The sequence below is a fragment of the Desulfomarina profundi genome (assembly GCF_019703855.1).
Classification (GTDB): Bacteria; Desulfobacterota; Desulfobulbia; order Desulfobulbales; family Desulfocapsaceae; genus Desulfomarina; species Desulfomarina profundi.
The window spans coordinates 3,253,184-3,277,152 of record NZ_AP024086.1; the positions used below are offsets into that span (position 1 = coordinate 3,253,184).

Here is a 23,969-nt window from a genome sequence, read left to right on the forward strand (position 1 = left end):
TTTAGGCAGGAACCCTCTCGGGTATTTGCGCGATACGTGAGGGGGTTCCTTACCTTTCCATCACTTATCTTGCACATTTTAACTCTATTTTCCATCATTTATTTTGGCCACTCTCACCTATCGCTCTCATATTGATCTTGAATTTGATGATAAAGCAAAATTGAATCTGATGGGTAATCATATGACCCTCGATACCACAGTTGATGTGCCTTTACCTGCAGTGTTTGCCCTGTCAGTTGCCTATGATGTACTGGATAATCTTAATGTGGAACTTACCTGGGATAGGACTTTCTGGTCAGAGTATGAAGTCCTTGATTTCGATTTTACACCTACAATTCCAGGCAATCCGTTTGAAACTCCTGTACCAAAGAACTGGGATGATACCGATACCTTTCGTATTGGCCTGACTTATGGAATCAATGATACTGTTACTCTAATGGGTGGTTTTGGCTATGACAATAATCCGGTCCCGGCAGAAACGATAGGTTTTGAACTGCCCGATTCGGATGCCTGGATCTATTCTCTGGGCATGCAATACAAAGTAAACGAGAAAATAGAGCTCGGAATTGCCGCTCTGTATGCCTATAAAGAGACTCGAAAAATAGAGGTAAATCCGAATGATGTAATATATGGTGAATTTACCAATGCCTCGGCATTTTTTATTACCGCCGGTATAAATTACAGCTTTTAAGAAGAATTTGCCAAACTGTCGCTCCCCTTGTTACTTTCTGCAGTGGCAGGGGGATATATGGCCACCAGAGACCAAAAAGAAAATATACAGGTGACAAATTAGCTTAAGGTTGCCAAGTGATCTTGATCTTGCCACAAAAAAGTGGAGTCACGGTTAAGCCGCTTTTCTATCGTCCCACCACTCCAACTCATATTGAGCAGGAGCCTTATATCCGTTTGTAGAATGATTCCAGAAAGATCGTGATAGGATCACTACAGGATCACTTCAGGCGATACGGAGAAGTGATAAAACAAAAAAAACCGAGTATTATCAAATAGATAATACTCGGTTTAGCATTTTGGTGGCGATGCAGGGAACGGATACACTAGCCTACCATGCTGTTTTTATTTAGATTTCAAATAAGCACATCCAAGATATACCGTCAAAAATACCGTCACTAAGCTGTGCCTGCAACCAACTCTCAAAGACTATTTTCCAAAGGAGATAAATAACACAAAATCCCACTTCACACCTGTTAAGTTGGTGAGGATCAGATAAACCCCACTCCTGATATGGTTAACATTGTCAAGAAAAAGCAACTATCTCTTGCCACTTTTTTCATCGGTTTTTCGATGAAAAAAGTGACTGTTTACTACAATGTATCCTCCAGTTCATGGTCAGAGGTGGGGGCATCATGTAACGACGGTTGATCAGTCTGATATGCGCGGGTTGGGTACCGAATGAATTGGCTTCGTCGTGGAGCTGCTTCTATCTAATACCTGGAGTTTCAGCTGGCAGGCTTATTCCAATAGAAGTGCTCGAGGATTCTCCTGACCGTGACCGCGCCCCTGGCAATGAACTGAAAGGGCTTGGCCTTTACACCTCAAACAATCATCGCTACCGCTTTCGAAATTTAGGCTGCTTTTGATAATTCCTGAGCCATTGCCCAGGAAAAACCAGCTATCTCCCTGGCAACCGCCGTTTTTGTCACATTTGCGTTTTTACCCTTGGCTATCAGATAAAGGTATCTTGTGCAAAGTCGGCATTGAGTTTTCCAAGAAATTTCAGTTACTCCTTCCGGCAAGTTCTCTTGCTGCTTACGAATCGCCCTACTTTTTCTTGCTGGAAATCGGTTGTCACTTTTCCTGACGGAACCTAGTTTTGCAAAAATGCCAATAATTCTTCCCAATCCTTAATCATTCCACGCCGTATTTATAACGTCTCTTTCTCTTCGTTCTACAGAACTCAAACCGTCCAGGCATAAGACAATTTCTCTGCCTGCTTCAAGACCAGCTCAATAGCATCAGCACGTTTGTCTGGCGGATATTTATACTTTTTCAGCAGCCGTCTGACCATGTTGCGTATCCTGGCCCGGACACTGTCGCGCACCTGCCAGTCAACCGTGGTGCTGGCCCGCAGTTTTTCGGTAAGCTCATGGGCAATTTTTTTAAGTATCTCATCACCCAATTCTCGTACCGCACTCTCATTATTGGCCAGGGCATCATAAAAGGCAATCTCGTCCGATGACAAACCCAGCTTTTCATCCCGCTTCATGGCCTCCTGGAAGTCCCTGGCCATCTGGATCAGTTCTTCGATAACCTGGGCAGTTTCAATGGCGCGGTTATGATACTTGCGCAGGGTTTCCAGTAACCTCTCTCCATATTTCATTTCCTGGACCACATTATCTCGGTTTCGAGCCTTTATCGCATCCCGCAACAGTTTTTCCAGTAATTCCACAGCCAGGTTTCTGCTCGGCATCTGTCGGACATCTTCCAGAAACTCGTCAGACAGCAGACTGATATTGGGCTTGTCCAACCCTGCTAACTCAAAAATGTCGGCAACCCCCTCTGAGATGACTGCATTATCAAGAATCTGTTTAAGGACTGAGTTTTTTTCCTCCTCAGTCCTTTTCTTGTCAACCGTGGTATGTTTAATGATTGCCGCCTTAATGGCAGAAAAGAAGGCAATCTCCTTCCTAAGCGGCCCGGCTTCATCCAGGGTACTGCACAGTGAAAAGGCCTTGGTGATTGCAGCCATGGCATCAAGAAAACGTTTTTTGCCATCATCAATCCCAAGAATATGGTTAGCGGCCATGGGCAGTAGCATCGCGGCATTGGTCTTATAGTCGCTGTAATCAAACCCATGAAACATAGCCCGCACCACTTCCAGTTTTTCAAGGAGCAGAGAAAATGCCTCTTCGGCCAGCAGAGTCGGAGTCCCCTTGCCCTTGGAGTCGGTGTAGATCTTCAAAGCCTGTTTCAGCTCATTACCAATCCCGATATAATCCACCACCAGACCACCGGGTTTGTCCTTAAAGACCCGATTTACCCTGGCAATGGCCTGCATCAGATTATGGCCCCGCATAGGTTTGTCAACATACATGGTATGGCAAGAGGGTGCGTCAAATCCGGTCAGCCACATATCACGAACAATCACCAACCTCAAGGGATCATCGGCATCTTTAAAGCGTTTTTCCAGTCGTTTCTTGGTTTGCTGATTGTAAATATGAGGTTGCAGAAGCGGTTTATCCGCAGCAGAGCCGGTCATAACAACCTTGATTGTCCCTTTCTCAGGATCAGGATTATGCCATTCCGGTCGCAAGGCAGTTATGGCATCATACATCCAGGCGCATATTTCCCTGCTCATGCAGACGATCATTGCCTTGCCGGGGATCACCGCAGTCCGTGACTCAAAATGATTCACCAGGTCTTGAGCTACCTCTTGCAAACGTGGCTCCGAGCCAACCAGTTTTTCAAGAGCCGCCCATTTGGATTTAGTCCGTTCACGGAGATTGATGTCCTCCTCATCCTCAATGACATCTTCCACCTCTTCGTTCAGCTCTTCAATTGCCTCACGGTTGATGTCGAGCTTGGCCAACCGGGATTCATAGTAAATGGGGACTGTTGCCCCGTCATCCACTGCGTCCTGGATGTCGTAGATGGAGACATAATCACCAAAAACCGCCCGGGTATCTTTGTCTTCAAGAGAAATCGGAGTGCCGGTAAAGCCGATGAAAGAAGCATTGGGGATGGCATCCCGCATGTGTTTGGCATAACCGAAGATGTATTTTCCGGTCTTGGTGTCAAGCCGGGCCTTCAAGCCATACTGGCTACGGTGAGCCTCGTCACTGATCACTACAATATTACTACGCTGACTCAGACTCGGGTGGTTTTCTTCATCATTCAACAGAGAAAACTTCTGCACCGTGGTAAAAATGATGCCGCCAGCCTGCCGAGCCGCCAACATCTCCCGCAGTTCATCACGGCTGCCAGCCTGCACTGGGGTCTGCCGGAGCAACTCCCGAGCATTGCTGAAGGTGTTGAAGAGTTGACCATCCAAATCATTACGATCCGTAACCACCACGATGGTCGGGTTGTTCATCTCCGGCTGCTGCAGGAGTTTCCCGGCATAACAGCACATGGAGATACTTTTACCGGAACCCTGTGTATGCCAGACTACCCCCGCTTTACGAGATCCTGGTATAACCTCTCGACCGTAAGTGGCCCGTGGTTCACCAGTCTCCAGACTGGCCGGTTGTTGTGAGGCGATAATCGTCGCTCGTACCGCCTCCCGCACGGCATGGAATTGATGGTATCCGGCAATCTTTTTAATAACACTATCACCTTCCTGCTCAAAGATGACAAAATAACGGATATAATCCAGCAGCCGTTCCGGATCAAAAAAACCTCTCACCACTTTTTCCAGCTCATATTCAAGAAGTGGCCGGTCATTCTCATCCTTGATGGTGCGCCAGGGCATGAACCGTTCCTTGTTGGCGGTCAGTGAACCGATCCTGGCTGTCCAGCCATCACTCACTACCAGGGCCTCGTTAAAGATAAAGAGGTCAGAAATATCATCCTTGTAGGTCTGCAGCTGGTTGAAGGCGTCCCAGACATCGGTCTGCTCATTACTTGGGTTCTTTAACTCAATTACCGCAATGGGCAGGCCGTTGATAAAGACTACGACATCGGGCCTGCGGTTCATTTTGCTCCCCTGGATGGTAAACTGATTGACCACCAGGAACTGGTTATTGCTGAAATTATTAAAGTCGATGAGCTGGGCGTGATCGTGGAGGGTGTCGTCACCGTCACGGTATTCAACCGCAATTCCCTCAAGAAGCATGCGATGAAAGGCACGGTTGTTGTGGATCAGCACCGGCGATTCCGGATTTGTGACGGAGAGGACTGCCTCTTCAAGAACCGCCAGAGGAATATGTGGATTAATCTCCTGCATTGCGGCAAGAAGACGGCCAGTCAGCGTCACCTGACGGTAATCTGCCCGTTCCGCTCTCTCCCCGTCATGGGCGATGTCCGGACCAAAGGCGTACTCATACCCGCCCTCACGAAACCAATCCAGACAGATTTGCTCAAGCTGGTCTTCGTTGATCATTCTTTCCCCATATGCAGTAGCCACGCAACTCTTGTGTCAACACAACACAATATGACATGCATCAACACATTGAATTTGCATCATTTCTTCATTGTGTCATGCTTTTTGTTGCGTTTAAATTGTCTTTAAACACAACATCTTTTCTCTTTCTTCACTAGGAACAGACCTCTTCAGTATATTTTGGAATCTAAAAGGTTCGGAGTTTCTTTTTCAGCTCCGAACCTATCAGGACCAAAGGTTCGGAGCTTTGGCGCAGAGGTCCGAACCTTGAGCTCCATGGTTTTACATTTGCGACACGCTGGTATATGCCTGTCTTGGATCATTCGGCGTAGCCGGAAAAGCCCGGCGTAATAACTTTTTTCCTACTAATGGGTTTAGAACTTTGAGGCGTAGATAGTCTTCGGATCGTCCGAGTAATTCGCCAAGGACCTTTAAAGTCAGGTAGCGTCCATGACATAATTCGATAACTGTTTGGGTCATCTCATTCTTTGACAAGCGACGACTCTTCCGTGCGCTCTCTGCCAATCCTTCAAGTTCAGCCACCAGTTCAGGTTTGATGTCTGCCAACTTATGAATAATCGGCATATCCAGCCCTTCCGCAATTAACCCCTCAGAACTTTGGCCTGAATTTTTCAAACTGTCCAGCACCGTCCCATCACTGAAAACTTCATCAGGTGTTGCAGCTTTAAGACCCTGAATATGGTAGACAGTCCCCCGTCCATGGCCACTCGAAAACAAAAGTTCTTTTTTTACAAGGCGTTGTAGGGACATTGTTACATCATGGGGATGGTCGGTTGACATTTCCAATAAACGCGGGTGGGAGACAAAACCTTCAATTGTTGCCGATGACAGGATAAGACGCTCCAGATCACCCAACCCATCAAACGCCGAACCAAACTTTATACGCAGCATCTCAAGCACTTCCCGAGGAAAAAGATCAAGCATCCGGAGTTCAAGGAGCGTCTGTTCCGGTTCGTCCTTTTCATAAAGGGCGGGTGGCCGCCAGTTGCCACTCTTCCAGCCACTATAAATTTTGGGCACTCCTGAGCCTGCCCGTTCACCAAGACCGATCATTAGAAACATCTGATGAATCAACCGATTCCGGCAATCACTTTCTCCTCCCTGTATTGCCAGTTCTGCAGGTATCCGCATATTGCCTGGATTGCGAAACCCGAATAAATCCGGTCTCTTTACGATCAACACCGAAACCCTGCCACTATAATCAGCATGAACAAGGGTGTTCACCAAAGCCTCCCGAATTGCTTCATGGACGGGCGTATCATCCTGGCGCTGCCCATCCTTCAATGAAAAAGGCACCCTCAGGTCAGCAATGAGCTTACGATATACCCGGCGGTAAAAATCAAAAAGATTGCCGGACCAGCTGCCATCCGGCACAAGGCGGTCAGTCCAACGCAATTCTGTTTTCGCCTCGGGTCGTTCCTGATAGTCCACAAAATAATGCGGCGCACCGTCCTGAATAGCGTCCCACTTCCCAAACATCAAAAGTCCTGCCAGGGTAAGCCCTTTTTCACCGGTCTGCCGGTCACGACGCCAGCCCTTGAGAAGCCGAAGCAGTCCGGCGTCATCTTCGTCCAGCCATATATGCCCCGGTTTTTCCGTCCGCAGCATCTGGCGGTAGGCAAAAAGGCTGTCTGGATCAATATCATCCATGCCAAAGCCTTGCAAAATACGGCTGTCCCGTGCATCTTCCACTTGCTCGGCCAGCATTCTTTTGACTGTTTCTTCACTGCAGGGCCGGTCTCCGTCATGAAGACGACGAAAGGTGTTCCCCTTCAATGGGTTGCCACGCAAGAAGACAGGTTTCTGTCGACGTAGGGCAGGTGGTACCCGCACCTGGATCAGGTTGCGGTTATCAATAACGATCACCTTGACATCCTGCTCGGTCAGCAGATTGACACTCACCTTCTGCGGATTGTTGAGGTGGTTGAACAGAGCGGTAATGATCCGCTGTGGCTCACTGATGCCATGGAGAGCAAATCGCCGCTGTTTTTCCTTGATGCCTAAAAGGATAACTCCACCATGGGTATTGGCAAAGGCGCTGTAAGTGGGCCAGAAGTCGACCGGCAATTGTCCCCTGCCGTCTTTCCCTGCTGCCAGCTTGCACTCCAGGTCAACGGTTTCTGAAAGAATACCAATATCGTCCAAGGTCCGAATTTCGATCATGCCACCTCCTGGATGGCGGACTCGGCGGCTTTAACGCTGATCTCGCCGGAGAGGAGTTTGGGGAGGAGGGTGTCGCGGAGTTGGGAGAGAGATGAACTTTCCAATCGCGCGGTAATCTGCTTGGCAACCAGTTCAGCAATGATGTCTACTGTTTCAAGATTAAAATCTGGCACAGCACACAATGCCTCTTTAAGATGACTTCTCTTGATATGCCCCATAGTAACAGCTTTATCAGCTGCGATTTGTTGGAAAACTGCAAGGTGATGTTTTGTCCAATAGTAGTAAAACCACTTGGGGTAATCTTTGGATGTTACCTTAAACAGGTGCTGATTAAGTGCAGCCTTCCCCCACACCATAAATCCACTATTAATGATCCCGACCATGAAAAAATAACATCCCCATTATCTATGATACAGGCTGGCTTAATATTAGGAGATGCTTTTTCAGCTGAGTTGGATATTCCGGTTTTTAGCTGAGCAATTTTTACAACAGGTAAAAAATCATTTTCGCTTTCAGGGCGATACTTTTGAAGGGCGAGACCGTTTTGATATTGAGCTATCTCATCGAGTGGTTTTACCTCCCACCCCTCAGGGATCAACCCCAGCTCAGACTCAACCAGTTTATCGGGGAAAAGGGCGGCGGTGGCACGGAGTTGGGCAAGTTGGTCAGGAGAGAGCCGGTCGAGTCCTTTCTCGGTCTTCCCACTGATGGCGCACATGGCGGCGCGTTCCGGGTTCTGGCCCTTGGCCCTGGCAAGGGCCTTGGCCTTGACCGGCTCGAAATCCACAAACCAGGACTTGAAAATGGCCTGGGCCATCTCCTCCAGGGTTTGGTTGATCTGGCGGTTGAGTTCGATTTTGTTATCCAGCGAGGATAAAACAGAAGAAATCTCTTTTTGATCTTGGAGGGGAGGTAGTTTGATTTGAGCCTTCTTAAAATCTTTTAAAACAACTCTTGGAATTGCAGCGCCGGAAATAAAGTTACTTTTCAGATAACTAATAGTCTCTTGTGAAGTGAAATAATATTTCAGAAAGTCAGAATCAATTTTTTCGGGGTCTGGTCTAAGTATCGCCACGGAAGAAAGCAAAACCGCATCAAGTGGCTTTTTAACATTACATACGGTATCAAGCGCACTGTTTCCATCTTTGGCAATCAACACATCACCTACTATTGGCTGACAACCTTGCCTTACAAGAATTTCAAAGTCTTCAGTTGATATATGCCTTGCCTCTCTCAAATCAACGCCAAACCTTGTCAAATCCTTCACAGATGCCATTGGCTTTCCAATAGCAACTGACTTGGGACTATTGTGGGCACCATCTGTTATTTTTAAGCACACCTCTTGCAGAGTTGATATTTGCCAATCAACATTCATAGCCCAACCCTGCCAAATTCTGCTTGATCTGTTTTTCCAGTTGGGCATTCGCACCAAACTGCTCCGATAACTGAGTAGTCAATCGAGCCATCTTTTCACCGAAGGGCTCGCCGTCATCCTCCTCCTCAGCGGCACCCACATAGCGCCCCGGTGTCAACACAAAGTCATGTTTGCTGATTTTTTCCAAGGTGGCTGACATGCAAAAACCGGCCTCATCCTCGTAGCCCTCACCCGTCTGCCAAGCATGAAAGGTTCCAGAAATTTTTTCAATATCCTCCCTTTTGAAATCCCGCAAAACCCGGTCCTTCATATAGCCCAGGTTACGGGCATCAATAAACAGCACCTCGCCGGAGCGATCCCGGAAGCCATTGCGCTCTTTCTTGTTGCGGGTCAAAAACCAGATACAGGCCGGAATTTGGGTATTGGTAAACAACTGACCAGGCAGGGCCACCATGCACTCCACCAGATCATTTTCGACCAGGGCCTTGCGGATGGCCCCTTCATTTTTAGTATTGGAACTCATGGAGCCGTTGGCCAGCAGCAGCCCCATGGAACCGTTGGGAGCGAGATGATAGAGCATGTGCTGGAGCCAGGCAAAGTTGGCATTGCCCGTGGGCGGCCTGCCGTACTGCCAGCGCGGATCATCGTCACTGACGCCGGTATCCCACTCCTTCATATTAAAGGGCGGATTGGCCATGATAAAGTCGGCCCGCAGGTCCGGGTGCTGGTCATTGGTAAAGGTGTTGGCCGGTTCCTTGCCGAAATTAAAGTCCAACCCCCGAATTACCATATTCATGGCTGCCAGCTGCCAGGTGGTATAGTTATATTCCTGGCCATAGATGGAGACATTGCCGATCCTGCCGCCATGCTTTTTGACAAACTGCTCGCTCTGAACAAAGAAACCGCCCGAACCCATGGCCGGATCATAGACCCGCCCCTGGAAGGGCTGGAGCATTTCAACAATCAAGGAGACAATGGATTTCGGAGTATAGAACTGGCCACCCTTCTTGCCTTCTGCCAGGGCAAACTGGCCGAGAAAATATTCATAGACATGGCCAAGGATATCCTTGGACTGCAGGGTGTCGTGACTGAAGGGGATCTCGGAGAGAAGATTGATCAGCTCGATAAGCTTTGCCTGGTCGATCTGGAGGCGGGCATATTGCTTATTTAAAATTCCTTTGAGCTTGGGATTGTCTTTTTCGATGGCGTCCAGAGCATCGTCAATAAGCCTGCCCACACTGCGGAAGGTATAGGTATGGGTCTTACCGTTCTTGATTTCAATCTCCGTACCCGGAGTCAGGGTCGCATTATCACGCAGGATCTGCCAGCGGGCCAGCTGTGGCACCCAGAAGACATTTTTCTCCGTATAATAGTCGCGGATTTCCAGCTCATCCACGATTTCGGCCTGGTATTCTTCATCGGAATCATAATCTTCCGGGTTAAGAAAATAGTCATGCTCCGGATTATTGAACTGATCTTTCAATTCCTGGCAGCGGTTGTCAAAAGAATCTGAAACATATTTTACAAATAACAGTCCTAAAACCACATGCTTGTATACCGAAGCATCCAGAGACGGAAGCAATTTGTTTGCCGCTGTCCACAGCTTTTTGTCCAGTGCTTCAAGAAATTTCTGTTCTTTATTGGCCATAATTGTTTTCTGATTTTGTTGTTCTCAAGTATTGGCTATTTCAAGACCTTGGCAAACCAGAGGATTGCAGCTTCCCCTTCCTTGCGGGTGATCTCATCGGCACTCCGGCTGTGCCGGATCGCATTGCGCAGTTCTGCCAGCTGCCCAAACTTGATATTCAAGGTTTCCTTGTTGACAAAACGCGGCTGAAACTGGGGCCATAATGCCTTTGTTTTTATAGCATCGTGTAACTCCCGCAAGTCGCAAAACTCCATCTTTCCTTCCAGGGTATCGTAATAGTCACCATCCAGGGCTGCATTTTTCTTGGCAGCACGCTGGATACGTTCTTTTACATTTCGCAGGATATGGGATGGCAGTTCATATTGGCTGTCGGCTTGCAGCACCGCGACGATAACTTTGCGTAGGCCAAGCTCGATCTGTTCAATCTGTTCGTCCAGCTCCCGGAGCTGTACCGGCAGATCAAGCCGCTCCTTGACCAGCAGGGTTTCAATGGCCTCCTGGAAAGTCCGCTGCCGTTCAGCAATAAATTCCTCAAAATCCTCAGCAGTAAAGGGATCACGGAGGAGGATGGCCAGGGCAGCAGGTGAGATACAATGCGACTCCAGTATGGAGCGAACTGCTGCTTCACCATTTTCTGCTATCAGGTCCGGCAGGTATTGGTTGGGAAGCCTGTCACTGATGACATGACGGTTTGTTTCTGCACTTAAGGGGGTACGGTTCAATATGGTGTCTATCACCTTCCCCTGAAGGTGTTCTGCTCCCCATTTTTTCGGGACTATATGATGGTCGTCGAGATCGTCAGCCAGGGTTACATTACCAGACATCCAGTCCCTTGCCCCCATCAGAACCAACAGGTTGAAAAGGCCGTTATAGACGGAAGTTCCTCGCTTGGTCTCCTTGCGAAATTCCAGCGTCTTAAACCGCGTTTTAAACTCGGTGATAAGCGGAGGCTCTGCGTTGTCATCCTGGAGCCAGGCTTTCATATCCATAAAATCACGGGCACTGGTTGACTCCACCGACCCTGAATAACGGTTGGTAAATACGGAGGCCCAGTACCAATGCCGGGCCTTGCGCTGTGCATCCAGGCGCTGCGATGCCTGGATGGTTTTTATATGGGCCTGGATAGACGCAAAAACGGGAAGGATGGAAACATAGGGGAGATACTTTGAAGAGATTGCCGCGAACTCATGAGGGTGCTGCAGGAGTTTGATAGCTGCCTGAAGGGCATCAACAGCATTATGCCATCGACCTTCAAAATCTTGGGCATCAGTTATCAGAACTTCTTTACGTCTTGTCCCGTCTGGATCACGTACCGGCTTTTCCTGGCCTGGCAGGAGAAAATAAAGGTATTTAGGTGAGCAGTAAGATTGACGGAGAATCGACATCACCTGGAGAATATAGACATTCATCTTCTCCGTTTCGACAAACTCCAGGCGGGAGGCAGCTGCACGCCACATATGCTTTAACTGCAAGCCCTTTGGTTTGAGCAGGGCATTGATCAGGTCAAAAGCATCGAGGCGGATGCCCTTACTGTTGATCTGGGTGAAGATATCGCAGACTTTGTCAACGGCCAGGTCCTGATCAAGCTCGATATAGGCGACTTGGTACTGTTCTGTGATCCCTTTTAAATGTTCACCAAAGAGATGGGCATTTTCCGTGCTCTTTGCTGCCATTTCTATTGCATCAGCATCTCCCGCCTCTTCAGCTTCCTGCGTCCTGTTTTTCCAGAACTGTTCATACCCCTGCACCCAGTTGGGGAGCTCCCAGCCACCAGCCCCCATAATGGCCAGCGGAAAGATATGCTGTTCATATTGAACTTCTGGGTTATCGATTATTTTCGACCATCGTCGCGTCAGCCAGTCATAGTTGAAGGCATCATCATACTCTTCAGCCATGAACTTATCGACATGGACAAAGTAGAGGGCCCGATTGGCACGATTCGGCAAGTTAACATCAGGGGCGAGGAAAGCATAATACATCGCTGTGAGACGCTGCTGGCCATCAAGGACTATATGGACAGGGTTACCATTGCCTTTCGGATAGCCGTAGATACGCTCGCAGGACAGGGCATTGAAGTTTTCCTGTTTGCCTTTCCACAGAAGGAGACTGCCGATATAGTAATCGAGAAAAATGGAGCGCATCAGTTCTTTGATGTCCCAGGGCTTCCACTCAAATTCCCGCTGGAAATCGGGGATGACGAACTGTCCTTCCCGGAGCCGCATGATCAGGGTGTTGAGGCTAACATGATCAGGTTTTTGGGCATCTTTCATGGGGTGTGCTCCGATTCTCTATGTATTTACTTCAGGGACAGGGGAGGCTACTGTAGAAAACTTTACAATTGACTGAATATATATTCAGTCAAGACAATTAACACATATTTTTTATAAAACAAAAGAGATTGTTCTGTTTCTTCAAACACTAACTCCCGCTTTAGCCAGCTTTCTGATAACAGCGTCAGCCACTTTGTCTGCCTCCGTTTGTAACGATGGCGAAGATTTACTGGCCAAATCGTGGATAATCTCCCCCTGACGCTGGCAGGCAACCTCACCGTAATTCAAAAATGTTGTTAACACCTTTTCATGACCAAGGTTTTGGCTCCACGCCTTGAACTGCTCCGGGGTTTTGCATACTTTTTCACCGAGTTGGACAAGTGTATTCCTAAAGCTATGGGGGTTAAAATAGGGAAGTCCGGCATTGACAAAGGCGTCACGAAATATTTGACGAATTGGACTGGCTGTACCCCAGTGGGCTTTTTTCAGTCCATTAGCTTCAAACTTTCGAGATGTTCCCACTTCGATACGAGTTGCAGGAAACAGGGGATCATCGTTACCCCAGAGCTTTTCGTCCCGGAGATAAGCTACCCATTCCACCACAATAGCATGAATTTCCTCACCCACTGGGAAGAAGTATGTGGTGAAGGTCTTGCTGAATTTTGTCTGCACTTCGCGGGCATCTTGCTTGACATATCCGGCAATGAGGTCAGTGTGCTTCAGCTTCATTGAGGCAATGGCACTGTCCCGTGCGCCGGTCAGCAAGGTGAAGGCGATCAGGGCACGGTTGCGCTTTTCAACATCCGTATTGATGGGCATGGTGTTGATAACGTGCTTGATCTGTGCCATGGTTGGCGGTTCTTTGTGCCGCCTGGCAGTAGCGATCCGAGTGTCCTTGTCTGACAGGTTGAAATATTCAGCATCGGTATATTGAATACGAGACTTATAACCCGGTTGCATGGAAAGCCATTGAAAAAACCTTTTCAGTTGATTCAGGGTGGCGTGCAGGGTTGCCTTGCTCAATTTTTTTCCGGAACGCTGCCCCTTTTGCTTGGCAAGATGTTTCTTGAAGGCTATAGCCTGTTCAAAATGAAAAGTCTTGAAATCGCGGAATTTGGAATAGACCTCAAAACGATTTAGAGCCTTGGCCGCCGCATCAATGGTCGGCTCGCTGTGCCTCTTCGCTTCTTTCAGAAAAGCAAAATATTTGCGCTTAATTCTCTCATTGGCCGGGTTGTGTTTTTTCATGCTCTTTACTCCTTATTTCAAATCACAGTTTACGGAGGGTTTTTCACTATCAACTATGTGTCGTAGTTCTTCCGGGAACGTGATGTCAATATTGCCGCTTACTTCACTGATTTTGGCCAGGTTGACGCGCCGGTTCATAATGGTGTCACAAACCGGGCAGATTGCCGTAAGATTGCCGGTCTTTTCACTATCTGGTGAATAATCCGCCATATCTCCCGCCGCTGGTCTTGGCATACGGCACCGGACACAGTATAGTTCTCCTGGCTTGCAGGTCTGCTTGTTTTTTGTCCGTCGCTTTTGCAGAAAATCCACCAGGACACTGCCTTGAATCAGGGCAGGCCGCTTTCTGTCAATAGTTGCAAGACCTGATTTTATCCAGTTACGCACCGTGTTTTTATGAATACTGAACAACCCGGCCACCTCTTCCACAGTATAACTGCGGTGAATTTTAACCAGGCGGTGGTTTGGATAACGTTTTCCCATTGCTCAGACCATCCCTCTGGTTTGCATTAAGGATGCAGTAGAGTGGTATCTATAGAATAGTATCATTATTGTTACTCCAAAGTCTCTGTTGTTTTGGGTGGGCTTTTCTTCTATTATTTTGTGCAGTTGCTATATTGCTGCTGTTTTTTGGAGTATCCATTTCGTTACTCGAAAGTATTGTGGTTTCTCCGTCTGGAGTAACAGGGTTGCTACTCGAAAGAACCTTTTTAGGTATCAATTTTGTTACCGAATATTTTTTCTTGTTGGCGTGATAAGCTGACCAGCCCCTTCCTTTCCGATGGTCTTTCTTTCTTGGTTTTTTGGGCGGACGGAATGCAGGGGTGCCGTAATCTTTCCAGCGGTCATCAATGAAGTACCTTGTCATGTCCCCTGAATGGCCACCTGATCCCTGGTGAGCGATATCGAGAAAACCTTTCTCCATCAACTCGTCAATGGCGTTCCTGAACTCCCGGCGGCCAATTCCTTTTTTTTCAGCCTCGGAATATGGATAAACTATTTCTCCATTATTCCTAATGATCCAATCATCCGACCGTTTTGCTCTCTTAACCTGCTCCATCTGTCGTTTACGGAGAAAATCCAGGTAAACAAGCAACGACCATCTGCTTAATGATCTGAAGGCTGGAGACCGAAGAATATTTTTATCAAACCAAATCTTTTTAGCCATTATCAGTCAATATTGAAAATTAGCTGTTATTGCGAATTTCCATGCGAGACATCAGCCATTCTTCAATTTCATTTTCCAGCCAGCCGACAGCCCTTGCTCCCAGATTAATCGGCCTTGGGAAAGTACCTTCCTGAATACGGAGATAAATGGTTGACCGCGACAAACCTGTCCGCTTCTCAACCTGCTTACGTCGGAGAATGGATAGTTTTTCTTGGTTTGTATTCGCCATAATTGCACCTCACATGCTTAAATTGGATGTTGTTGGACTATGGCGTTATTAATAATGAGTTAATTTAAAACGGTCATCGCGTGTTGCAACGCTGGCCGTTGCAATTGCAATGGTAGGAATAATGGTACTTGAGGCAGGGAAGTCGAGGAAGGTTGGCGGCTGAAGGGTTCAGGCCATATCGTCATTGAGTGCTCGTTTAGCTGCAGCGAAAATTCTAGCCGTAGTTCTGGAGCGAACACCACGAAGATCGTCAAATTTTTCTTCTATAAAATCCCGCAGCTGTGTTTCGCTTGTAAATGTTTCACCTTTGAAAGTGCCGGTGACAACCTCCAGAAGGGCACCAATAATATTGAGATAGGTTTTTTCCGAGCGTGGATTAATTGCATTATCTAAACACTTCAACCGCTCTTCATACTGTTTTAGTTTGGCAGCAACTTCATATTTTTGCAGCTCCATCATTTTAATGCTTTCTTTAGCTGATTGCAGTTGCCGCTGCAGAGCATCTCTATCTACCTGAAGAGCCCTGAAAGATTCCGCATTGATGGCGGAATGCGTTTTCCGTTCAACTTCATCAAACAAAAATTCGGGTTTGTTAGAGGGAAACTCTTTGACGATCCATTCCTTGAGGTCTTGGCGGGAAACTGTTCGCCTCTCTGGAGCCACATGATCTTCTGAATCAAAAACAGGGCTCTTACCGTCCCGGCCGCAGGCCAGTTTATTATTATCAATGGCATCATGAATTGCCCGGCATCTCGGTTCCAGGCAAGAGATTTTCGGGTGTGCATAAATATTGCGACTTGTCTCTGTTGCCTGACTCAATATCTGCTTAAGTACTTCCACGGGGACACCACACCACAAGGCCGCAGCCTGTGGGATATAATAAGCGGAATAATATGCCCTAATTTCATCACAATTATCTGACTCCCATGGGTTAGCCATGAAATATTCTCCTTAGTCTGAAAAATCCCTACCCGGACATTTACCCGAAAGAAACAACTTTGCCGCCCTTTTTTAATGAGTCCAGATAATCCGCCCATGCTTGCATCATTCCTCTACGTTCTGGGAGGTGTTGTGCATAATTATATGCCGCTTTTATTTTATTCCGTTCGGCATGGGCAAGTTGACGCTCAATAATGTCAGAAAGCCAACCTTGCTCATGCAAAATAGTTGAAGCCATTGCACGAAAGCCATGCCCGGACATGTCTTCCTTGGCATACCCCATACGCCGCAAAGCCGCCAATATTGCATTATCACTCATTGGCCTTGAATCTGATCTGATACTTGGAAAAACGTATCGACCTTGACCAGTAATGGGTTGGATATCACACAGTATAGTTAGACTTTGTTCAGACAATGGAATGATATGTGGAAACTTCATTTTCATTTTTTGAGCAGGAATACGCCACTCAGCATTATCAATATCTATTTCTGTCCACTCCGCTCGACGAAGCTCTCCAGGTCTCAGGAAAACCAGGGGAGCAAGCTTTAAAGCAGATTGGACAACTGGAGTTCCTTGATAGCCGTCTATGGCTCGCAGCAGTTCACCAATCTTTTTGGGCTCTGTAATGGTTGCCATACTGCCATGCTTAACTGGTGTCAAAGCACCACGAAGATCAGCGGAGTTATCACGTTCTGCCCGGCCAGTGGCTACAGCATAACGAAAAACCTGCCCACAATTCTGTAAAGCTCGATGAGCAGTTTCATGAATCCCTTTGTTTTCTATTCTTCTCAATACTGAAAGAAGTTCGGGCGGAGTAATTTCAGCAATGGGCCGCCCTCCCAACCAGGGGAAAACATGGAGTTCAAAGCGACGGATAATTTTTTTGGCATGACTTTCTGCCCAGTTTGAAGAATGTTTGATAAACCACTCCCGTGTTATAGCTTCAAAACTATTTTCACTCTGCTCTACCTGCATAGCCTTATTTGCTTTACGAACCTGCGCAGGATCGACACCATTTCTTATCATTCTTTTTGCATCATCGCATTTTTCTCTGGCCTCAGCTAGCTTAACATCAGGATAGACTCCAAGAGCTAAGGTCTTGCGCTTTCCTGCAAAACGGTAATCAAGTCGAAAATATTTTCCGGCCTTTTTTACCAAGACATACATACCTTTTTCATCAGACAGTTTGAATTGTTTAGAACGAGGCTTTGCGTTACGGATGGCGGTATCAGTGAGAGGCATGACGGTATCTCCATACTTTCGGTGGAGGTAGTATTCAATACTGCTTTCGAGGGTATTGAATAGGGGACTCAACCCACTAGAAACAAAGAGCATGGAAGATTTTGACGGTACCTATTATCAATATCTTCCATATACCGTCAAAAATACCGTCATGCATGACGGGATGTCAATAGTTTTTATTGGAACACCCAGGAAAAGAAAACCCCGAAATCCTTACCTGGACTCGGGGTCTTTATCTTTACCGGAACTCACCGGAATGCATTTTGGTGGCGATGCAGGGAATCGAACCCCGGACACTACGGATATGAGCCGTATGCTCTAACCATCTGAGCTACATCGCCTTGCGGTAAGGCGAAAATAATTACACTATTACCCATTGGGTGTCAATGAATTTTCGCCTGTCAGATTTATTTTTCCATTAAAAAAAAGGGGAAGCCTTTTTTTAAGGCCTCCCCTTCACTTACTTCCTGATACAGGTCAGTACCTGTGAGACAGGGGAATAATTACATCATTCCGCCCATGCCACCCATACCGCCCATACCGCCCATGCCACCAGGCATTCCACCAGGCATTCCACCGGCAGCACTGTCATCTTCCGGCAGATCAGCAATCACACACTCTGTGGTCAGCAGCATACCGGAAACAGATGCTGCGTTCTGCAGTGCAGTACGGGTTACTTTTGCAGGATCAATGACACCCGCAGCAATGAGGTCTTCATATTCTTCAGTTGCGGCATTGAAACCATTGGCACCTTCAAGATTCTTGACTGCATCAACAATTACGGAACCTTCACGACCGGCGTTGTTTGCAATCTGACGTACCGGCTCTTCAAGAGCGCGGAGAAGAATCTTCCGTCCGAGATCCTGTTCACCATCAAGCTCGAGTTTCTCAAGAGCACTGAGGCAACGGATATAGGAAACTCCACCACCGGGAACAACACCTTCTTCCACTGCTGCGCGGGTGGCATTAAGTGCGTCTTCAACACGTGCTTTCTTCTCTTTCATTTCAATCTCGGTTGCGGCACCAACATTGATGACAGCAACACCACCGATCAGTTTGGCAAGACGCTCCTGGAGCTTCTCACGGTCATAATCTGAAGTGGTGTCTTCAATCTGGTTACGAATCTGCTTGACACGTGCGGACAGCTGCTCTTTGTCGCCGCCGCCGTCTACGATGGTTGTATTGTCTTTATCGGTTACGATACGCTTACAAGTTCCGAGATCATTGATGGTCACATTCTCAAGCTTGATACCGAGATCTTCTGAAATAACCTGTCCACCGGTAAGAATGGCGATATCTTCGAGCATTGCCTTTCTGCGATCACCAAAACCGGGTGCCTTCACGGCAGCTACATTCAGGGTTCCACGCAGTTTATTGACAACCAGGGTAGCCAGTGCTTCACCGTCAACATCTTCTGCGATGATGAACAGTCCTTTACCCATCTTGGCAACAGACTCGAGTACAGGAAGAAGATCTTTCATATTGGAAACCTTCTTCTCCACGAGGAGCAGGTAAGGATCTTCCATGGCAACTTCCATACGATCCGGATCGGTTACAAAATAAGGTGAGAGGTAACCGCGATCAAACTGCATACCTTCAACGACATCAAGGCTTGTGTCCATGGATTTGGCTTCTTCGACGGTGATGACACCTTCTTTTCCAACCTTGTCCATTGCCTCGGCAATAATGTTACCGATGGTTTCGTCACTGTTGGCAGAAATGGTTCCGACCTGGGCGATTTCCTTCTGCTCTTTGGTTGGAGTGGCGATCTTGGTAAGCTCTTCCACGATCACGTCAACACCTTTATCAATACCACGCTTGATTTCCATGGGATTACCACCCGCAGCCACAAGCTTGGCACCCTCAGTATAGATCGCCTGGGCAAGAACAGTTGCAGTGGTGGTACCGTCACCGGCAACATCAGAGGTCTTGGAAGCAACCTCTTTCACCATCTGTGCACCCATGTTCTCAAACTTGTCAGCAAGTTCGATTTCCTTGGCAACAGTTACACCATCCTTGGTGATAGTAGGGGCACCAAAAGATTTATCAATCAGCACGTTACGTCCCTTGGGGCCGAGGGTCACCTTCACCGCGTCAGCGAGGATATTTACACCATTGAGAATAGACTCGCGGGCCTTAACTCCATATTTAATGTCTTTTCCAGCCATTATTACTTTCTCCCTTTGCTCAACATGGTCTCATTTAAGAAAGACCAAGATGATTTACACGTTATAACACAGCACCCGTCTGATGCCTTTTCCGTATCCAACTCCAACATGGCATCCGACAGGTACTCTCTTGTTTCAATCTGATCCAATCCGACTGCTTTATTCGATAACACCGAGGATATCGTCTTCACGCATGATAAGATAGTCTTCCCCATCGAGTTTCACGTCGGTTCCACCATATTTCGAGAACAGAACCTTATCTCCGACCGCTACCTGAAGAGCTATTCTATCTCCGTTGTCACCCATTTTTCCTGGTCCTACTGCCACAACTTCACCCTCGGCCGGCTTCTCTTTGGCGGAATCCGGGATAATGATACCACCAGCAGTTTTCTCTTCTTCTGCCAACCTTTTTACCAAGAGACGATCGTTCAATGGACGAATCTTCATCACTACCTCCTACATTACAAATAGTTTGTTTCCTAAAGGGTCCATCGATTTTTTGTATATACATGGAATCCCGTGTTAATTTCCGCCCGATTTTCGGGCCGATACCTAAAACTGCGCAAAACTATATGATTGCTTTTTTAAAAATCAAGGGTGAAAATCAAAAAAAATACTACCATCTTCCGCAACACGGTTACCACTATACATCTCGCTGTTTTTACGTTAAAATATAATTTCAGCCACAGCGGACAACCCATCTGAATGGATCATCTTTTTCTCCCCTTTGAATTGCCTGGAGATCAGTAAAGAGTTCGACAGATAATTCTCCACTCCTTCCATCACCGATAACGTAATTTTTCCCCCGGTAAAAAAGTTCCCCAACAGGGGAGATAACAGCCGCGGTTCCGGTGCCAAATGCCTCCCTCAATCGTCCATCCTCAATGGCTTCCAGAACTTCATCGATGGCAATTTTTCTTTCAACAACCTTCACACCACGGGACTCTGCAAGCTTTATCACCGAATCCCTGGTCAAACCCGGAAGAATAGAACCTTCCAGGGGAGGAGTTACCAGTTCGTCATCAATTTTAAAAAAGATATTGCTGGTCCCCACCTCCTCCACATATTTGTGTTCACACCCATCAAGCCACAACACCTGGGTGCAGCCCGCCTTTTCGGCAAGCCTGGCGGTAAACAGAGAAGCAGCGTAATTCCCGGCTGTCTTGACGTTGCCCACACCACCCTTGACGGCACGCACATGTTCATCACTGACATAGATTTTCGTCGGATTACACCCTTCCTTGTAATAGGCTCCAACAGGAGACATTATTATATAGAACCAGTATTCCCCGGCAGGCCTCAATCCCAGGGCAGCTTCGGCACCGATCATTGCAGGGCGGATATAGAGCGTAGAACCTTCACTTTTCGGAATCCACTCCCTGTCCAGGTAGAGCAGTGCCTTTAACGATTTCACAACCTTCTCCACGGGAATCCGTGGCATACACATCCGCAGAGCGGAGTTGTTCATCCTTTCGAAATTTTCAGCTGGCCTGAACAGATAAATCTGACCATCTTCCCCCCGGTAAGCCTTCATTCCCTCGAAAATTGCCTGACCGTAATGGAGCACCATGGCCGCAGGAGAAAGACTGAAATCATCGAAAGGACAGATTTTCGCATCATGCCAGCCATGTTCCCGGTCCCATTTCATCAAGAACATATGATCCGTGAAATGAACGCCAAAACCAAGATTACCTTCATCCGGTTTTTCTTTTCGCCGGTCACTTGCCACTTTTTCCAATGCAACCTCAAAATCTTCCCACATAATACAAATCTCCTTGCAACTCCTTATTTTTCTTTTCTTAATCCACAAGAGGATATATACTTTTCTTCGTTAGACTTAAATCCGTGACTGCCACATATTCAGACAGACTGCATGTCATGGAAAATCAGATAGCTTTTTTCTGGAACGGGCAGGATACATCAGCCATCCTGGAAATTGCAACCTAAACCAGTGTCTGTCCAGAGGGATCAATCGCTTACACCTTTTGCACAACAACCGATGAAAACCATGAAGAACCCAAAAAACCAACTTCCAGCGCAGGAAACACCGCCAAGCGCCATGGGAATTAAATACTTTCTTCTGGTCTTCCTGATTTCCATTTTCTATTTCGGCAGAATCCTCTGGCCTTTCTGGTCCATCCTTGTCCTCTCCTTTCTGCTGACCAATCTCTTCAGGCCGGTGTACTCCTATCTTGAAAAAAAGATGCCGGAATCAATTGCTTCCGTTCTCACCTGCCTGCTGATCATCGCCATCGTATTCATCCCGCTGGTTCTCTTTATCCTTGCTCTCACCGATGAGGCGCTGAACCTGTACAACTGGGGCCGGGATAGCAGGGTGGGCCTCAAGCTCCAGCAGTTTATCCAGGAAAGCCCGCTTATCCTGCAACTGCAGGATCAGCTCAGGGAAGTGGGATTTGAATTCAACCCATCCCAGGTTTCAGACTCATTTTCCTACCTGGCCAAAAAAGGCGGTCTTATGCTTTATAACCAGGCAAGTGCATGGGCTGCCAATATTCTCCAGTTTCTCTTTCTCTTCTTTATCATGATTCTGGTTATCTTCTTTCTCCTGATCGACCAGCCGAAACTGGTGGACTACATGATCAGACTCTCACCACTGCCTGAAGATGAAAACCGGATTCTCATCGAAAAATTTCAGGAAATCGCCAATGCCATCCTCAAGGGAAACGGTGTCTGCGGCCTTGTCCAGGGTATCCTTGGCGGTACCATCTTCTCCATCCTGGGGTTGAACTCTCCCCTGCTGTGGGGAGCGATCATGGCCATTCTCGCCTTTCTCCCCATTTTCGGTATCGGTCTGGTAATGATCCCGACCTCCATTATCCTGGTAATAAACCACCGCATGGGAGAAGGTGTTTTTCTCTTCGTTTTCTACATCATTCTCTCGTTTTCCATCGAGTACCTCGTCAAACCAAAAATGGTGGGAACCCAGGTAAAAATGCACACCCTGCTCGTTTTTCTCTCCATTATCGGCGGCCTTAAGGTTTATGGAGTTCTGGGTATTATATACGGCCCGCTGATCATCACCGCGTTCCTTACCCTGTCCGACATCTATCTGCGGCGCTACGAAGGACATGTACAGAAACTGTGAAATTCACAAAGAACCTTCCTCTTTTTCCGACAGGACACAGTGCTCCAACAGAACAGGTCAAAGCAGTCCGGCACCTTTAGTTCATGAGAAATGTGAGTCAGGTCACCTTAAAACTGTTTTCACAGGATTTTTCCGGTACATTGGACTTGGATTTCCGGCAATATAGATATCTTCCAGGTAGGTCAGTTTACGGGGCAGCTGTCCGGAAGTTCCCCGGGATACCAGGAAAGTAGCCGGTTTTCCTTTCTTCAAAAGACCGAACTCCTCAATACCGAGAAGACGGGCCCCGTTGCAGGTTGCACACTGTACGATTTCAGGCAGGGAAAAGCCCGCTTTTTTCAGCAACTTCATTTCCTCCACCACGGATTCTCCGTGAAGCACTCCAAGGCTGCCTGAATCCGTACCCAAGGCAATGGTTACCCCCGCCTGCCTGGCTGATTCCATCTGATCGAGCTGGTGTTCCAGATTTTTCCTGACCACTTTCAAATCAACACTGCCCCCCGCAGCTGAACTGTTTTCCCCGTACGCTTTCATTGTATAAGCCGTGGGAACCCATACCACATTTTTTTCCGCCATCAGCTCAATATTTTCCCTGCCCATGAAAAATCCATGCTCAATCGAGTGGCAGCCGGCCTGCAGCGCCTCTTTCACAGGGAGGACACCGTTGGCATGGACCATCACTTTTTTTCCCTGTAAACCCGCAACCTCAACCAGACGGGTCATTTCCTCGACAGTAAACTGTCCCGCCGTTTCACGGCCAAATCTCTTCAGGCTGTTTAACCCGGAATTGACAAGCTTCACCCAGTCCGCTTCATCCGTCTCCCGTATAAAACCCTCGGCCAGACTTTCACCTTCCAGCGGACTCCTGCCAATCAGGCTGCCATAACGATTTTTTTGTTTCCAGGCCCGTCCGGTTGTCTTGATCTGAACCGGGAAAGAAGCTTCCATCCGTCTACTGTACCCCAAGGCGCATCCACCACGATCCCCACCATCACGAACAGCGAGAACACCATGACTGAACAGATAGTTCAGATGACGGGCGATGACCGGTTCCAGCTCATTGCAATCCGCAGTCAGCTGACGCTCTCTTATCTCCGGGTCAAGAGTACCCGACATAAAAAGGTGCAGGTGGCTGTCCACCAGGGGCGGGAGTATTGTACAATGGGAAAGATCAGTTACCCGGTCGGTAGTAATATTTTTTATACCACACCCATCATGGAGCTCCGTTATGACACCGTTCTCTATCTCCAACAGAACATGATCCCGAATGGGCCCACCACTGCCGTCAATCATCCAGCCAACAAAAATAAATTGTTTTTCTTTCATATTTTT

19 protein-coding genes and 1 tRNA gene are annotated in these 23,969 nt (G+C 47.5%); 2 read left to right on the plus strand and 18 right to left on the minus strand.

Features of this window, described 5'->3' with window-relative positions; genetic code table 11:
• Positions 1-103: 103 nt before the first annotated feature.
• The gene (locus LO777_RS15005; RefSeq protein WP_228854675.1) at positions 104-691 is read left to right on the plus strand and encodes an OmpP1/FadL family transporter; all 588 of its coding nucleotides are present in this window, start codon (positions 104-106) and stop codon (positions 689-691) included.
• Between the two features lie 892 nt (positions 692-1,583).
• On the opposite strand, the gene LO777_RS15010 is transcribed toward LO777_RS15005, so the two are convergent.
• The 17 genes from LO777_RS15010 to LO777_RS15090 form a co-directional block, all read right to left on the minus strand.
• Positions 1,584-1,859 (minus strand): hypothetical protein, encoded by a 276-nt coding sequence (locus LO777_RS15010; protein ID WP_407929076.1) that lies wholly within the window; start codon positions 1,857-1,859, stop codon positions 1,584-1,586.
• A gap of 56 nt (positions 1,860-1,915) precedes the next feature.
• Positions 1,916-5,059, minus strand: a complete 3,144-nt coding sequence (locus LO777_RS15015; protein WP_228854676.1) for a type I restriction endonuclease subunit R — start codon at positions 5,057-5,059, stop codon at positions 1,916-1,918.
• 282 nt (positions 5,060-5,341) lie between these two features.
• Positions 5,342-7,243, minus strand: a complete 1,902-nt coding sequence (locus tag LO777_RS15020; RefSeq protein WP_268907450.1) for an RNA-binding domain-containing protein — start codon at positions 7,241-7,243, stop codon at positions 5,342-5,344.
• Positions 7,240-7,461, minus strand: a complete 222-nt coding sequence (locus tag LO777_RS15025) for a restriction endonuclease subunit S (protein ID WP_228854677.1) — start codon at positions 7,459-7,461, stop codon at positions 7,240-7,242. The genes LO777_RS15020 and LO777_RS15025 overlap by 4 nt, the downstream gene beginning before the upstream one ends.
• A gap of 92 nt (positions 7,462-7,553) precedes the next feature.
• On the minus strand, positions 7,554-8,618 hold the full coding sequence (locus LO777_RS15030) for a restriction endonuclease subunit S (protein WP_228854678.1): 1,065 nt from the start codon (positions 8,616-8,618) through the stop codon (positions 7,554-7,556).
• On the minus strand, positions 8,608-10,266 hold the full coding sequence (locus LO777_RS15035) for a class I SAM-dependent DNA methyltransferase (protein ID WP_228854679.1): 1,659 nt from the start codon (positions 10,264-10,266) through the stop codon (positions 8,608-8,610). Before LO777_RS15035 ends, LO777_RS15030 begins: the two co-directional genes overlap by 11 nt.
• A 35-nt stretch (positions 10,267-10,301) precedes the next feature.
• The gene (locus tag LO777_RS15040; RefSeq protein WP_228854680.1) at positions 10,302-12,536 is read right to left on the minus strand and encodes a GmrSD restriction endonuclease domain-containing protein; all 2,235 of its coding nucleotides are present in this window, start codon (positions 12,534-12,536) and stop codon (positions 10,302-10,304) included.
• 141 nt (positions 12,537-12,677) lie between these two features.
• Positions 12,678-13,784, minus strand: a complete 1,107-nt coding sequence (locus tag LO777_RS15045; protein ID WP_228854681.1) for a tyrosine-type recombinase/integrase — start codon at positions 13,782-13,784, stop codon at positions 12,678-12,680.
• 12 nt (positions 13,785-13,796) lie between these two features.
• Positions 13,797-14,267: a helix-turn-helix domain-containing protein gene (locus LO777_RS15050; RefSeq protein WP_228854682.1), complete on the minus strand. Its 471-nt coding sequence runs from the start codon at positions 14,265-14,267 to the stop codon at positions 13,797-13,799.
• Positions 14,268-14,316: 49 nt separating this feature from the next.
• Positions 14,317-14,844, minus strand: a complete 528-nt coding sequence (locus LO777_RS15055; protein WP_228854683.1) for a hypothetical protein — start codon at positions 14,842-14,844, stop codon at positions 14,317-14,319.
• Positions 14,845-14,971: 127 nt separating this feature from the next.
• Positions 14,972-15,181, minus strand: coding sequence for a helix-turn-helix transcriptional regulator (locus LO777_RS15060; RefSeq protein ID WP_228854684.1), 210 nt, complete (start codon positions 15,179-15,181; stop codon positions 14,972-14,974).
• A gap of 168 nt (positions 15,182-15,349) precedes the next feature.
• Entirely contained in the window at positions 15,350-16,120 is a 771-nt protein-coding gene (locus LO777_RS15065; RefSeq protein ID WP_228854685.1) for a hypothetical protein, read from the minus strand.
• Between the two features lie 40 nt (positions 16,121-16,160).
• Positions 16,161-17,363, minus strand: a complete 1,203-nt coding sequence (locus LO777_RS15070) for a tyrosine-type recombinase/integrase (RefSeq protein ID WP_228854686.1) — start codon at positions 17,361-17,363, stop codon at positions 16,161-16,163.
• A 264-nt stretch (positions 17,364-17,627) separates the two neighbouring features.
• Positions 17,628-17,704 (minus strand) — tRNA-Met (locus LO777_RS15075).
• A gap of 162 nt (positions 17,705-17,866) precedes the next feature.
• Positions 17,867-19,531: a chaperonin GroEL gene (gene groL, locus LO777_RS15080; RefSeq protein WP_228854687.1), complete on the minus strand. Its 1,665-nt coding sequence runs from the start codon at positions 19,529-19,531 to the stop codon at positions 17,867-17,869.
• A 159-nt stretch (positions 19,532-19,690) separates the two neighbouring features.
• On the minus strand, positions 19,691-19,978 hold the full coding sequence (gene groES / locus LO777_RS15085; RefSeq protein ID WP_228854688.1) for a co-chaperone GroES: 288 nt from the start codon (positions 19,976-19,978) through the stop codon (positions 19,691-19,693).
• Positions 19,979-20,210: 232 nt separating this feature from the next.
• On the minus strand, positions 20,211-21,293 hold the full coding sequence (locus LO777_RS15090) for a branched-chain amino acid aminotransferase (RefSeq protein WP_228854689.1): 1,083 nt from the start codon (positions 21,291-21,293) through the stop codon (positions 20,211-20,213).
• Between the two features lie 246 nt (positions 21,294-21,539).
• Here LO777_RS15090 and LO777_RS15095 point away from each other — a divergent pair, with 246 nt between their 5' ends.
• Positions 21,540-22,637, plus strand: a complete 1,098-nt coding sequence (locus tag LO777_RS15095; RefSeq protein ID WP_228854690.1) for an AI-2E family transporter — start codon at positions 21,540-21,542, stop codon at positions 22,635-22,637.
• 102 nt (positions 22,638-22,739) lie between these two features.
• On the opposite strand, the gene LO777_RS15100 is transcribed toward LO777_RS15095, so the two are convergent.
• Complete coding sequence (locus LO777_RS15100; RefSeq protein ID WP_228854691.1) at positions 22,740-23,963, minus strand: amidohydrolase family protein; 1,224 nt, start codon at positions 23,961-23,963, stop codon at positions 22,740-22,742.
• Between the last annotated feature and the right edge of the window lie 6 nt (positions 23,964-23,969).